At 69.1% G+C, this 13720-nt stretch carries 14 protein-coding genes; 6 read left to right on the top strand and 8 right to left on the bottom strand.

The genetic code is table 11. From position 1 onward, the window contains the following. Positions 1-10: 10 nt before the first annotated feature. A complete protein-coding gene (gene pcrA, locus E0H45_RS32600) occupies positions 11-2329 on the bottom strand; it encodes a DNA helicase PcrA (RefSeq protein ID WP_131344582.1) in 2319 nt (772 codons plus the stop codon). Between the two features lie 82 nt (positions 2330-2411). Between pcrA and E0H45_RS32605 the strand changes: the two genes are divergently transcribed. Beyond that, entirely contained in the window at positions 2412-3293 is an 882-nt protein-coding gene (locus E0H45_RS32605; RefSeq protein ID WP_131344584.1) for an alpha/beta hydrolase, read from the top strand. Here the strand turns inward: E0H45_RS32605 and E0H45_RS32610 are convergent. Beyond that, a complete protein-coding gene (locus tag E0H45_RS32610; RefSeq protein WP_131344586.1) occupies positions 3290-3646 on the bottom strand; it encodes a hypothetical protein in 357 nt (118 codons plus the stop codon). The genes E0H45_RS32605 and E0H45_RS32610 overlap by 4 nt on opposite strands. A 97-nt stretch (positions 3647-3743) precedes the next feature. Between E0H45_RS32610 and E0H45_RS32615 the strand changes: the two genes are divergently transcribed. After that, positions 3744-4337 (top strand): ClpP family protease, encoded by a 594-nt coding sequence (locus E0H45_RS32615; RefSeq protein ID WP_131344588.1) that lies wholly within the window; start codon positions 3744-3746, stop codon positions 4335-4337. Beyond that, positions 4334-4942, top strand: a complete 609-nt coding sequence (locus E0H45_RS32620; RefSeq protein ID WP_131344590.1) for a ClpP family protease — start codon at positions 4334-4336, stop codon at positions 4940-4942. Before E0H45_RS32615 ends, E0H45_RS32620 begins: the two co-directional genes overlap by 4 nt. On the opposite strand, the gene E0H45_RS32625 is transcribed toward E0H45_RS32620, so the two are convergent. Beyond that, a complete protein-coding gene (locus tag E0H45_RS32625) occupies positions 4939-6009 on the bottom strand; it encodes a serine hydrolase domain-containing protein (RefSeq protein ID WP_131344594.1) in 1071 nt (356 codons plus the stop codon). The genes E0H45_RS32620 and E0H45_RS32625 overlap by 4 nt on opposite strands. 43 nt (positions 6010-6052) lie before the next feature. On the opposite strand from E0H45_RS32625, the gene E0H45_RS32630 reads away from it, so the two are divergent. Beyond that, positions 6053-6778 carry a PIG-L deacetylase family protein gene (locus tag E0H45_RS32630; RefSeq protein ID WP_238155462.1) on the top strand — a complete coding sequence of 242 codons (726 nt, stop codon included), beginning with the start codon at positions 6053-6055 and terminating at the stop codon, positions 6776-6778. Between the two features lie 206 nt (positions 6779-6984). Further along, on the top strand, positions 6985-7719 hold the full coding sequence (locus E0H45_RS32635) for an alpha/beta fold hydrolase (RefSeq protein WP_131344598.1): 735 nt from the start codon (positions 6985-6987) through the stop codon (positions 7717-7719). On the opposite strand, the gene E0H45_RS32640 is transcribed toward E0H45_RS32635, so the two are convergent. Next, positions 7702-9030 (bottom strand): C1 family peptidase, encoded by a 1329-nt coding sequence (locus tag E0H45_RS32640; protein ID WP_131344600.1) that lies wholly within the window; start codon positions 9028-9030, stop codon positions 7702-7704. The two genes, E0H45_RS32635 and E0H45_RS32640, sit on opposite strands and share 18 nt — an antisense overlap. Positions 9031-9166: 136 nt before the next feature. Here E0H45_RS32640 and rpsR point away from each other — a divergent pair, with 136 nt between their 5' ends. After that, positions 9167-9409: a 30S ribosomal protein S18 gene (gene rpsR, locus E0H45_RS32645; protein ID WP_131344602.1), complete on the top strand. Its 243-nt coding sequence runs from the start codon at positions 9167-9169 to the stop codon at positions 9407-9409. A 15-nt stretch (positions 9410-9424) separates the two neighbouring features. Here rpsR and E0H45_RS32650 read toward each other — a convergent pair whose 3' ends face one another. From E0H45_RS32650 to E0H45_RS32665, 4 genes are all read right to left on the bottom strand, one after another. After that, positions 9425-10345, bottom strand: coding sequence for an aminoglycoside phosphotransferase family protein (locus tag E0H45_RS32650; RefSeq protein WP_131344604.1), 921 nt, complete (start codon positions 10343-10345; stop codon positions 9425-9427). 28 nt (positions 10346-10373) lie between these two features. Then, on the bottom strand, positions 10374-11348 hold the full coding sequence (locus tag E0H45_RS32655) for a phosphotransferase family protein (RefSeq protein ID WP_238155463.1): 975 nt from the start codon (positions 11346-11348) through the stop codon (positions 10374-10376). 71 nt (positions 11349-11419) lie between these two features. Continuing rightward, positions 11420-12061: a response regulator gene (locus E0H45_RS32660; RefSeq protein WP_131344606.1), complete on the bottom strand. Its 642-nt coding sequence runs from the start codon at positions 12059-12061 to the stop codon at positions 11420-11422. Next, a complete protein-coding gene (locus E0H45_RS32665) occupies positions 12058-13548 on the bottom strand; it encodes a PspC domain-containing protein (RefSeq protein WP_131344608.1) in 1491 nt (496 codons plus the stop codon). The genes E0H45_RS32660 and E0H45_RS32665 overlap by 4 nt, the downstream gene beginning before the upstream one ends. Between the last annotated feature and the right edge of the window lie 172 nt (positions 13549-13720).

The following is a 13720-nucleotide window of genomic DNA, read 5'->3' on the forward strand; positions in this document are numbered from 1 at the left end:
ACCCGGGGGCTCAGATCTTCTCCACTGGGGCGTACCGGAGCAGGAGTCGTTTGACACCTTCAGAGCCGAAATCAATGTCGGCCTGGGCCTGCTGGCCCTCGCCGCGGACCACCACGACGGTGCCCATCCCGAAGCTGTCGTGCACCACCCGGTCGCCCGGGTTCAGGCTGATCACAGGCTTGTCGGACGCCGTCCTGCGGGCCGGCTCGTAGCGGCTCGGGATCCCGCTGCCACGGGTCGTCCCGGTGCCGGACCAACGGGTGATCGCAGACTCGTCGCGACGCCAGTCGAGTAGCTCGGCTGGAAGCTCCTCCAGGAACCGCGACGGCGGGTTGTGCTGCGGAGCGCCGTACGCCGAACGCACCGCGGCACGCGATAGTGCGAGCCGCTGCCGGGCCCGGGTGATGCCGACGTACGCGAGCCGGCGCTCTTCCTCGAGCTCCTTCAGGTCGGTGAGCGACCGCGAGTGCGGGAAGACGCCGTCCTCCATGCCGGTCAGGAACACCACCGGGAACTCCAGGCCCTTCGCGGTGTGCAAGGTCATCAGCGTGACCACGCCGCCGTCGTCTGCCGCGTCCGGGATCTGGTCGGCGTCCGCAACCAGCGCGACCCGCTCCAGGAACGCCTGCAGGTCGGCGGCCTCGCCGGCGGCGGTCCGCTCCTCGACGAACTCGCGCGCCACCGAGATGAACTCGTCCAGGTTCTCCAGGCGGGTCTCGTCCTGCGGGTCCGGGGACTTCTGCAGCGTCTCGTAGTACCCGGAGCGGTGCAGGGCGACGTCGAGGATGTCGTCCGGCGGGGCTCCGGAGTCGACCATCGCGGTCAGCTCGTCGAGGATGTCGACGAAGGCCTGGACCGCGTTCACCGAACGCGAGGCCATCGCCGGGGCGTCCTCGGCCCGGCGCATCGCCTGCGCGAACGAGATCCGGTCCCGCTGGGCGAGCGCCTCGATCGCGGCCTCGGCGCGGTCGCCGATCCCGCGCTTCGGCTCGTTCATGATCCGGCGCAGCGAGACGGTGTCCTCCGGGTTCATCAGGACACGCAGGTACGCGAGCGCGTCGCGGACCTCCTTGCGCTCGTAGAACCGGACGCCGCCGACCACCTTGTACGGATGGCCGGTCCGGATGAAGACTTCCTCGAACACCCGGGACTGCGCGTTGGTCCGGTAGAACACCGCGACGTCGGACGGCTTCACGCTGTCGGCGTCCGCGAGCCGGTCGATCTCGTCGGCGACGAACTGCGCCTCGTCGTGCTCGTTGTCCGCGACGTACACCGCGATCTGCTCGCCCTGGCCCTGGTCGGACCAGAGGTTCTTCGCCTTGCGGCCCTCGTTCCGGCTGATCACCGCGTTGGCCGCGGTCAGGATCGTCTGGGTGGAGCGGTAGTTCTGCTCGAGCAGGATCGTCTCGGCGCCGGCGAAGTCCTCCTCGAAGGCGAGGATGTTGCGGATGGTCGCACCGCGGAACGCGTAGATCGACTGGTCGGAGTCGCCCACCACCATCAGCTCGGCAGGCGGCGCGGTCGGGCCGTTGTGATCAGGGGCGTCCACACCGCAGAGCTCGCGGATCAGCGTGTACTGCGCGTGGTTCGTGTCCTGGTACTCGTCGACGAGCACGTGGCGGAAACGGCGCCGGTAGTACTCACGGACCTCGGGGAAGGCCTGCAGCAGGTTGACCGTGGTCATCAGCAGGTCGTCGAAGTCGAGGGCGTTCGCCTGGGCGAGCCGCTCCTGGTAGATCCGGTAGCACTCGGCGTAGGTCTCCTCGAGATGGTTCTCCGCCTTCGCGGCGGAGGTCTCGTGGTCGATCAACTCGTTCTTCTGGGTGCTGATCCAGTTCAGCACGGCGCGCGGGTTGTACCGCTTGATGTCCAGGTCGAGCTCGCGGCAGACCAGCGTCATCAGCCGGCGCGAGTCGGTGTCGTCGTAGATCGAGAACGTCGAGTTGATCCCGAACCGCTTGATGTCGCGGCGGAGGATCCGAACGCACGAGGAGTGGAACGTCGAGACCCACATCAGTTTCGCCCGCGGGCCGACCAGGTCCACCACCCGCTCGCGCATCTCCGCGGCGGCCTTGTTGGTGAACGTGATCGCCAGGATCGAGCCGGGATGCGCGTCGCGGGCCGCCAGCAGGTAGGCGATCCGGCGGGTCAGCACCCGCGTCTTCCCCGACCCCGCACCGGCCACCACCAGCAGCGGTTTGCCGGCATGCACCACGGCGGCGCGCTGCTGCGGGTTCAGTCCCTCGAGCAGCGCATCCGGGTCGGTCCGAGACGTCTTCGGCTCCTCCAGCGGCACCGGGAGCTCATCAGGCGAGAACAAAGTGGTCATCACCCAACACCTTAGGCGCTCCCGCAGACACTTTCCGAAAACGGGTTCGAACTGCGCGTCCGGGGCTGCGAGGATCAGGCCCATGGACGCCTCCGAGCTGCGGTACGACGACCTGGTGGACCGGGTCGAGGTCCTGTACAACGACCACCGCTACCGCGCCGCCGCGGACCTGCTGGACGCGGAGAGCGACGGCCTGGAGGCGTGGTCCGCGGAGCTCGCCCATCTGAAGGCCTGCCTGCTGGGCGTGGACGGTGACGCAGATGGGGCGCTGCGGGTGTTGCAGGACGCGAGTACGGCGGGTGCGTGGTGGGCGCCCGCGATCCTGGTGGAGGACGACGACCTCGCTGGGTTGCGTGGGCGGTCCGAGTTCGAGGAGCTGGTCGCGGTGTCGGGGGCTCGGGTTGCCGACGATCCGGTTCCGGCGCTGGTCGACGTACCCGATCGGCCGGTGGGCTTGGTGGTTGCGTTGCATGGCGCCGGGCAGACGGCGGGGCATGCGCAAGCGAACTGGGGCGGGGTGCTGGAGCTCGGGTACGCGCTGGTTTGTGTGCAGTCGTCGCGGCGGATGTCGCCGATGTACCGGACCTGGCCGGATCCCGAGCAGGCCCGCGCGGACATTGCCCGTGCGCTGGACGAGTTGCCCGCCGAGGTCGGCGGCTTGCCGGTGGTCGCGGCGGGGTTCTCGGCGGGTGGGCGGGTGGCTCTCGACTGGGCGCTCAGCGGGCGGCCGGCGCCGGTCGCCGGTGTGCTTGCCCTGGCGCCGGCGTTGCGTGAGCTTCCGGCGTACGCGGGCGGGAAGTTGTCGCCGGCAACGATCTGGATCGGGACCGACGACGATCTGCTCGAGGTCGTGGACGGTGCGGCTGAACAGCTCGCCGGGTTCGGCTGCAGGATCGAGCGGCTACCGGGGCTCGGTCACACGTTCCCGGCCGGCTTCGACGAGCTGCTGGCCGGCGTTCTCTAGGACAGCTGGCGGGTGAGGTGGAGCGTCACCGGGGTCGGGGCGCCGAGCCAGTGCATCTTGGCGTTGTGGTCGTCGTACGACGTGATGCGTAGGCCGGGGACGCCTTCGATGGTGCCCTCGTAGTCCTTCGCCGCCAGGTGGGCGACGACGTCGGCCAGTTCGGGGCCGTCCATCCACTCGATGCGGGCGAGGTCGGGGCGCGCCTGCCACATGTCGACCCAGGCGGCCGGGTCCTCGCTGAACAACGTCGTACGCAGGATCATCGACACCGCCCCGAGCAGCGTCGCGGCCGGGGTGGCCGTCAGTTCGAGGAGGGTGCGCTCCTGCTCGGACAGATCGTCGGTCAAAATCACTCGCAGGAGACTGCCACAGGTACCGCTTCGCTGTGGGCAGACTTGCCGTCAGCAGAAAAGCTGGGACCGCGCCGTTCGCCGGGTCAGTGTGGATGACATGGCAGAAGACATGAAACCGCCGATGTTCAACGAGTCCGCCCGGCAGCGGCTGCTCGGGCAGCGGATCGTCGTACTGGACGGAGTCCTCGACGACGACAACGGGACCTTGCTGGCCACCCAGATCCTCACGCTGGCGGCCGAGGACCCGGACACCGACATCGCTTTCTGGATCCACTCGCTCGGCGGTTCGGTGCCGTCGATGCTGGCGATCCGGGACGTGATGCGGCTGGTGCCCTGCGACGTGTCGACGCTGGCGATCGGGCTGGCGTGCAGCGCGGGGCAGTTCCTGCTGTCGGCCGGTACGCCGGGGAAGCGTTACGCGCTGCGGCACGCCCGCGTCCTGATGCACCAGGGATCGGCCGGCATCGGAGGATCCGCGGTCGAGATCGAGATCCAGGCCAACGACCTGCGGCACATCCGCGACACCGTACTCGGGCTGATCGCCGAGGACACCGGTCAGCCGTTCGACATCGTGCACGAGGACTCGCTGCACGACCACTGGTACACCGCCGACCAGGCCCGCGAGTACGGCTTCATCGACCACATCGTCGAGTCCTTCGACCAGGTCATGCCCAGGAAGGCGGCAGCATGAGCAGCTACACGATCCCGAACGTCATCGCCCAGCACCCGCGCGGCGAGCGGATCATGGACGTCTACTCGCACCTGCTGACCGAGCGCGTCATCTACCTCGGGACCGGGATCGACTCCGGTGTCGCGAACGCGATCATCGCGCAGCTGCTGCACCTGGAGACGGACAATCCAGAGGCAGAGATCAACCTCTACATCAACTGCGAGGGCGGCGACATGTCCGCGATGCTCGCGATCTACGACACGATGCAGTACATCCAGTCGCCGGTCGCGACGTACGGCGTCGGCCAGGCGATCTCCGCCGGGGCGGTGCTTCTCGCGGCGGGTACGGCGGGGCGTCGCGCGCTCCTGCCGCACGCGCGCGTCGTACTGCACCAACCGGCCGGCCGTGGTCAGGGCACGATCCCGGACCTGATCCTGCAGGCGGACGAAGTGGTACGGGTGCGCGGCCAGGTCGAGGAGATCCTGGCTCGGCACACCGGCCAGACGATCGAGCGGCTGCGGCACGACACCGATCGCGACCACGTGCTGACCGCGGCCGGCGCCAAGGAGTACGGCATCGTCGACCACGTGATCAGCGAGCGGAGCCCGGTCCCCGTGCTCACCTAGTCGGCGGCTGCGAGGACCTTGTCGGCAACGGCGGCATGGTGGAGGAGGTCGGGCTGCGGGCGGCCGACCCGGTTGGTCAGGTACGCATACGCGATCCTGCGATCCGGGTCGGCCCACCCGACACAGCAGTTGCTTCCGTTGTGGCCGAACGCCCGCGGGCTGCTCAGTGAGCCCAAGGACGACACGGCACCCTCCATCCACCGCGGGCCGCCGAGCTGGAAGCCCTGGGACCACCGGACCGGTGCCCGCGCCACCGGGTCGTACACGCCCTCGCTGCTCGGCTCGAGGGCGACCGCGAGCGACTCCGGCCGCAGCAGCCGCCCCTCCAGCAACGCCTGGTAGAGCGCTGCCAGATCGCGTGCGGTCGTGGAGATCCCGGCGGCGGGTACGACGGCCTCGCGCGTACTGCGGCGGTTCACGACGGACTGGATGAACGGCCCGAGCGGACCCGACGCGCGGATCGGCACGTGCCTGTCCCAGAGCTCGGCGGGCAGCCCGAGGTACGTGTCCGCGACGCCGAGCGGTTCGAGGACGGTACGTCGTACATGCTCGTCGATCGGCGTCCCGCTGCAGCGCCGTACGACCTCGCCGAGGATGAACCCGAACGCCAGCGGGCTGTACGCGACGGTCCCGATCGGCCACCGCGGCTTGGCCTCCTCGATCCGGCGCACCGCGCGGTCCCAGTCGGTCATCGCCCGGACCTCGCCGACGTACGAGCCCGCGTTCGAGACGCCGGACCGGTGCCGCAGCACCTCGCGGACGGTGATCTCGCGTTTGCCGTTCTGCGCGAACTCGGGCCAGTACGCCGCGACCCCGTCGTCGAGGTGCAGCCGCCCGGATTCGACGAGTTGATGGACCACGATCGCGAGGTACGGCTTGCTTGCGGAGAAGAGCCAGAACAACGCGTTCGGTGAGCACCCGAAGGAGCGGTCGACCACCGTCCGCCCGTCCCGGACGACGCACAGCTGCGCGACCCCGCCCCGTGCCTCGATCAGGCCGATCGCCTGCGCGAGACGGTCCTGGTCGAAGCCGGCGTCCTGGGGGTCGCAGACCCCACCGAACTCCATGAGTCCAACTGTGCCTGCCTGGGCAAGCGGTTAGGGTCTGGCTGTGACCGTGCCTGAGGCTGATCCGCGACCGGACGACGAGATCGAACGGGTTCTGGTGGTCGTCGCGCACCCGGACGACATCGACTTCGGCGGCGCCGGCACGGTCGCGCTGTGGACCAAGGCCGGTCTCGATGTCCAGTACTGCATCGTCACCGACGGGCAGGCCGGTGGTTTCGAGCCGGATCGGGACCGCGCCGAGATTCCCGCCGTACGCCGGGCCGAGCAGACCGCCGCGGCGCAGCACGTCGGGGTCCGCGACCTGCACTTCCTCGGGTACCAGGACGGGTCCGTCGAGCCGACCGCACAGCTCGTCCGCGACATCAGCCAGGTGATCCGCAAGGTCCGTCCGCGGCGGCTGCTCACGCAGTCGCCCGAGCGTTCGTGGCACCGCCTGCAGGTCTCCCACCCCGACCACCTGGCCGCGGCGGAGGCGACGGTCCGCGCGTTCTACCCGGCCGCCGGGAACCCGTACGCGTACCCGGACCTGACCGAGGAGGCTTGGGAGGTCGGCGAGCTCTGGATGATGGACCACCCGGTCGCCAACCACTACGTCGACATCACCGACACCTTCGACCAGAAGCTGGCGGCCCTGATGTCACACACCAGCCAGCACCGCGACCCGGACGGCCTCCGCACCGGCATCCGCCGCAACTTCGCCGCCGTCGCCGCGGCTGCGGGCTATCCTGCCAACCATTACGCGGAGGCGTTCACCGTCGTCCGCCTCTAGGTCCTGTCTGGTGATCCAGCGCCGTAGCGAGGAGGTGCTCGGTGCGGTGGCTCGGCGTGCGGGGGCGAAGGTCTCGATGCGGAGCATCGTGGCCTTTGCACCCGTGCGGCGAGGTGCCGTGCCGAGTGCTCCGCAGTAGGCGCTGGGTTACCAGACAGGACCTATATCGGTTTGCTCACTGGTCTCGGGCCGTGGAAGGTGCAGCCATGACGATTTCTTATGACGTGGCCGGGGACGGCCCGGATCTGTTGCTCGTGCACGCGGGCGTGGCCGATGCCCGGATGTGGGCCCGGCAGGTGGAAGAGCTGAAGGCGAGCCATCGGGTGATCACGCTGGACCTGCGCGGGTACGGCGAGACGCCGTTGGAGGCGGGTGCCAAGTACTCCGACGCGGGCGACGTGCTCGCGGTGCTCGACGAGGTCGGCTCCACTGCGGTGACGGCTGTCGGGGCGTCGTACGGCGGGTACGTCGTACAGCAGGCCGCGAGCCGGTCGCCCGAGCGGTTCGCCCGTCTCGTGCTGCTCTGTGCGCCGACCGACAACGTGGAGCCGGACGACGAGCTCCGGGCGCTCTGGGGCGAGGAGAACGCGCTGCTGGAGGCCGGCGACGTCGACGGCGCGACCGACCTCACCGTACGGCGCTGGATCGGTCCGGACGCCGACGACGACGCCCGTGAGCTCTTGCGCGCCATGCAGAAACGCGCCTTCGACCTGCAACTCGCCGCGGGCGACGACGTGGACAACGAGGAGTACGCCGTCGAGCCCGAGAAGATCGGCGCGCCGGTGCGATTGATCACCGGCGCGCACGACTTCAAGTTCTTCACCGACAGCGCGGACTACCTGGCAGAACGCCTACCGAACCCGGAGCGCCTGCACCTCCCGTGGGCCGGCCACCTGCCGACCCTCGAGCGTCCCGCCGAAGCGCTAGGCCTGATCGGCTAGCGCGCCCATCGGGTCCCAGGCGGGGAGGACGATCGGGGCCTCGTCCAGGCGGGCCTGCAGGTCGGCCGGCAGCGCTGACCGGCGTACGGCGACCTCGAAGACGTGCTCGCCGAACCACGAGTCGTTCATGGTCCAGAAGCCGCTGTCGGCCTTCTCGTCACCCCAGCTGTTCTCGACCCGCCAGCGGCGCGGCTTGCCGTCGACGACGTCGACGCCGGTGAACAGCATCGCGTGGGTCATCAGCGTCTCGTGGTGCACCAGCCGCTCGGCCTTGTCCAGCGTGAACTCGGTGTCGTAGACGGCGCCGTAGTCGTACAGCTTGGCGTCCCAGAAGCCGAGGTCGGAGTTCATCTGCTTGCCGACGTCGCACCCGAACCAGACCGGCTCGCCGCCGACGATCGCGTCCTGGGTGAGCTGCTTGATCAGGTCGATCTCGACGTTCAGGTAGACCACCGGCGGGGCGTCGATGACGTTGCCGAGGAAGTCGACGGTGAAGGTCCGGCCGACCGGGCTGGTCTCCCGCGGGTCGTGCACGAGACAGACGTACTCGTCGACCGGCAGCTGCACGTACGCGGCCGCGAACTCGGTCGGCGTGGTCCAGCCGTCGCGGTGGAAGCCCTTGTCGCTGTCCTTCCACTGCCACAGGAACTTCTGCGGCGGCGTACCGAGGTGGATGCTCAGCACCCGGTGCACGGTGGTCAGGATCTCCCGCTTACGGTCGCGGCGGGCGTCGTCGGTGTCGAGCGCCCGCAGGTCGCGCGCGCCCTGCCGGAGCAGCTTGCGGAGGGCGTCGTTCAGCTGCGCGGTCGCCGACGAGCTCTCGGTCTCCGGCATCGCCGACTTCGGCACCAGGCCGTGCTTTTGGACCAGCGCGACGAACATGTTCCACTGGCCGCCGTCACCGATCGGGTCCGACAGCAGGTGCGCGACGGTTCGGTCGTCGGCGTCCCGCTCGGAGGTCTCGATGATCGCCTCGAGGAAGAAGTTCGAGCGCTCGAACTTGTCCCAGAACAGCAGGTAGTTCTGGGAGAACTCGAAGTCCTTGACCCCGAGCTTGTCGGCCGCGCCGGCGCGGAGCAGGTTCAGCCCGGCGAACAGCCAGCACCGACCGCTCTTCTTCTGATTGGTGACCTTCCAGTCGTCCAGCAGATTGGACACCGAGTGGTCCATCGACGTGACGACCTGGCGATCCAGGGCAATGCTGTTGACCGGCGTCTGCGTGACGGCGTTCTGCATCACCCGGTACTGCGGGTTCGACGCGAACTCCTTCTCGAAGAGCGCGAGCTGATCGGCTGTGAGATTCCGCTCCATAAGAGTCGACGGTATAACAGCCACCAAGCCCGGACCGAAGGATCGGAGTGGCGAATCTCTGCACTGGCCGAAACGCGCCACCGCTGAGACCTTGCGCTACGCTAGTTGAAAACGACATTCAACAAAGGAGGCCGTCATGGCCAGACGCCCGGTACCCACCGGCAAGCGCAAGCCGAAGCAGAATCCACTGGACCGCGACGGCATCACCTTCATCGACTACAAGGACACCGCGCTGCTGCGGAAGTTCATCTCCGACCGCGGCAAGATCCGCTCCCGCCGCGTCACCGGCCTGACGGTGCAGCAGCAGAAGCAGGTCGCGCGAGCAATCAAGAACGCCCGCGAAATGGCCCTCCTCCCCTACACCTCCTCCGGCCGCTAAGACCCCCACGCATCGCTACTGACCACCGCCCGGCCCGTGGGCGCCGGCTGTCAGTCGATCTGCCTCGGCGAGCAACAGATCACCGAACGGCTGGAACCCGATCTGTCGGCTGCGCAGGCCGCTGACGACGCGGTGGATCGTTCCCCACTCCCAGATCGCCGTGGCGTCCACACCAGTGTGGGCGGCCAGCCGCTTCGCCCTGGCGTGCAGGTCGTCACCGAGGTCGGGATTGGCTCGGATGATGGTGCCGAGGTCGTACGCTCGCTCAGCGCGCAGGCCATCCGGATCGATGAGCTTGAACGTGCCGTCCGCCGCCTGAAGCACGTTGAGGTCGTGGACGTCGCCGTGTACGAGCACGGCGTGCCGGTCGTCGTGGGCGCGGCGACGACGGTCCAGGCACGCGAGGGCGTCCTCGACTGTCGCTTCCGAGCACGCCTGACCCGTCTCTTCCCACAGTCTCGGCAGCAGGTCGGCATACTCGCGTGCCTTGTCGGCGCCCGTCGCCAGGTCGACCTCGGGGCTGACCGGCCGCCAGAGCCGGGCAGCGACATCGCACAGCATGTCCTGCCGGGTCGCGGGATCAGGTACGACGTCGCAGATGGCAGCCCCGAGTCGCTCGAGCAGGAGTGCGCCGCGGTCGAGGTCGTCGCGCAGCAGGCTCGCGCAGCCGTCACCGTCAGCAAGGCGCAGCGCGGTCGCCTCCAAGGTCAGATCGCGCTGAGTCCCCGGAACGCCGACCTTGAGGACAGCCGCCGCTCCGTCAGCGAGTCTTGCCTCGACAACGAACGCCGCGTGGCCGCCGCGCAACGTGCCGCCGATGGTCAATGACCACTCCCGCGCCAGAGATTCCACGATCGAGGGCAGCTCGTCGAGCCACGCGGCGTTTCCGTCGGCGATGACCTTGTTCCGCACTTCATCGGGAACGTCGAGCTTCACGTGGGCTCCTTCGTGCCACCGTCGCGTACTACCAGACGAGTCCGTCTAGATGGTTATGGCCGGACAGCAGGCGAGCGATGCGGTCCTGCGCCACTTCGCGGATGTCAGGCTGGGGGTGGTGTGCGTAGAGCGCGAGCTCCCCGTACATGTCATAGAAGTTCAACCGCTCGCGCAGATGCTCGCGCTCGAACAGCTCCGGATACGCGCCGTGCAGCCATCCGGGGACCTGTGTGAGTGTGGTCTCGTCGAGCCCCTGTTTGTCGGGTGTGGGTGGGTACTCTCGCGCCCTCGCGCACCAGCGCAGGATGGTGTCCAGCTCGACATCCGCCGGCTGAGCCAATGCCTCCGCGAAGTCGATAAGACCGGTGACGCGTCCTTGGTCGACGATCACGTTGGATCCATGTAAATCACCATGGACGAGGACGGGTTCGTCGGCGGCGAACAACGCCAGCCGCTCCCGGATCCAAACGGCGACATCCGCGAGCAGGCGCGAGTCATGACCGGGCAGTCGCCGGGCATCCTCGACCAGCTGGAGCGCCGCACTCACCACAGGTGGATGGAACGCAGCCCACGGCTTCTTCCCGGCGAGCGCGTCGGCCAGCCAGGGCGGCAGCAGGCCCGCCGGGACAGGTATCCGGTGCAGTGCACGCAACGCAGCGCCGAGGCTCTCGATCATTGCTTGGCGCGTCGACGAGTCCGCCGCCGGCCACGCGTCGTACAGGGTTCGGCCGGGCAGGCGTTCGGAGACGTACCACGGCCCGTCCGGGCCGTCGCCGTGGGCGAGGTGCCGGGCGTGTGGGACCTCGCTGCCGGCGAGCAGGCTGACGACTGCAGCCTCGTGGCGATACGCGTCGCGGTGCCGTTCGTCGGTGTTCAGTCGTGCGACGTATTCGTCGCCGACCCACACGCGGCTGACCCAGCCGGCCTTGGGAACAAAGCGCCCGGTTGCCGGCAGACCAGCGGCCGCCAGCGTCCTCCACAGCGCCGGATCCCCGTCGGTCATGAGCGCGAGCCTATTCGTCAGGGGCCCGCGTCGATACGGGTTTTCCAACCAACCCGCCGCGTTGGGGCTGGTTACACCAGGCGGCGGTCGGTGGCCCAGCGGGTCAGTTCGTGGCGGTTGGAGAGTTGGAGTTTCCGCAGTACCGAGGAGACGTGGGTCTCGACGGTCTTCACCGAGATAAAGAGCTCGCGGGCGACCTCCTTGTAGGCGTAGCCCCGCGCGATCAATCGCAGTACCTCACGCTCCCGCTGCGACAGCCGGTCCAGGTCCTCGTCCACCGAGGCGATGTCGATGGCGCCGGAGAAGGCGTCCAGCACGAACCCGGCCAGCCGCGGCGAGAACACCGCGTCGCCCTCGGCGACCCGGTTGATCGCGTCGACCAGCTCGGTGCCAGAGATGTTCTTGGTGACGTACCCGCGGGCGCCGGCCCGGATCACGCCGATCACGTCCTCGGCGGCGTCGGACACCGACAGCGCGAGGAACTTGATGTCCGGGTGCCGCTGGTGCACCTGCTTCATCACCTCGGTGCCACCGCCGCCCGGCAGGTGGACGTCGAGCAGTACGACGTCCGGCTCGGCGCCGACGATCGCCTTGACCGCGCTGTCGACGTCGGCTCCCTCCCCGACGATGTCGACCGCGGTGCCGATCTCGCTGCGTACCCCGGCCCGGAACATGTCGTGATCGTCGATGACGACAACGCGCCTGCTGCTCATCTGTCCATCTCCAGTCGCACTTCGGTGCCTGTCTCGGAATCGGACCGCACCGTCGCGCGTCCGCCGTGCCGTTCCATTCTGCCCATCACACTGTGCCGCAAGCCGAGCCGGTCGTCCGGGACCTCGTCCACGACGAAACCCTTGCCGCGGTCGCGGACGAACATCTCCACCCGGTCGCCGTCCACCTCGACGAACACGTCGATCTTCGCCGCACCGGAGTGCTTGGCGGCGTTCACCATCGACTCCCGGGCGGCCCGGACCATCGACGCCAGCGGCTCGCTCAGGTCGCAGTCGCCGACCGTGACCACCTCGATCGGCACACCGTGCGAGTCCTCGACCTCGGCGGCCGCCTGCTTCGCGGCGCCGACGATCGTCTGGTCGGCGTCGTGCTCCTCGTCGTACAGCCAGGACCGCAGCTCGCGCTCCTGCGAGCGCGCCAGCCGGGCCACCGCCTTCGGGTCCTCGGCCTGCTTCTGGATCAGCGCCAGCGTCTGCAGCACCGAGTCGTGCAGGTGCGCGGCCATGTCGGCGCGCTCCTGCGAACGCACCCGCTCCGCGCGCTCGGAGTTCAGGTCCCGGGTCAGCCGGTGCACCCACGGCCCGGCGATGACCCCGATCCCGACCACGGCGAGCAGCAGCGCGATCAGTACGTCGCCGACCATCGAGAGCCGGCCGTTCTGGACCAGGAACAAGGTGACCGCGGTGCCGAGGAGGACCAGCCCGACGGCGATCCGGATCAGCGACTTCCAGCCGCCCTTGCCGAGCACCAGGCCGATGATCGGGACCCGGACGTCCCGCGTCCACTTGTCCTTCTGGCTCTCGTCCGCCTGCCGCCAGATCAGCGCCAGACCGGTCGCGGCGAACACCAGCGGCCAGAACAGCTTCCCGGCGATGCCGAGCCCGGCGACCTGCAGCAGCAGGACCAGACCGATGCCGATGGCCACCAGTGCGGGCAGCTGCCCGCGGCTCTTCTCCCGCTTCCGCTGCTTCGCCTCGGCGACCGGCGGCGCGGGCTCGTCGGTGCGCAGGCCTTTCCGCGTGTGCGCGGCCAGGCCGGGCGCATCCGGCACGGTCTCGGGTGCGAGCGGCATCAGGAACCACAGCGCCGCATAGATCAGTACGCCGAAGCCGCCGGACACCGTGGTCGCGATCAGCACCAGCCGTACGACGGTGTCCGACACGCCGAGGTGGTCCGCGATCCCGCCGGCCACACCGGCAACGACCCGCCCCTCGGTACGCCGGTACGCCCGACGAGTCGGCTCCGCGGCCGGCCGCGGTGGCGGCGTGGACGAGTATGTCGGTCCGCCCGAGCCGGCCTGGTTGCCCATCCGCGCGGCGTAGGCGGCGTACGGGCCCTGGTACTGACCTGGGCCCTGCGGTCCCCAGCCCTTGAAGCGCCACTGGTCCTGGTTCTGCCCAGGGGAAGGCTCGGGTGGGGCTCCGTTCGCGGAGGACCCGCCCGGCGGCGCGGCTGCTGGCTGGCTCATCACAACGATCGTCACATGTGGACCGGCCCGACACCAGCAGGCTTGTCCCCGGCCGCCTCCTCAGCGCCCGCCCGCCAGGCTCAGGGTCGGCTCGGGGAGAACCCCGAACCCGCGGGTGACTCCGGGGGTCCTCAGGGGGTATCCCGGATGTGATCCGGGGTGAGATCGCGCG

The sequence above is a fragment of the Kribbella soli genome (assembly GCF_004331345.1).
Lineage (GTDB): Bacteria > Actinomycetota > Actinomycetes > Propionibacteriales > Kribbellaceae > Kribbella > Kribbella soli.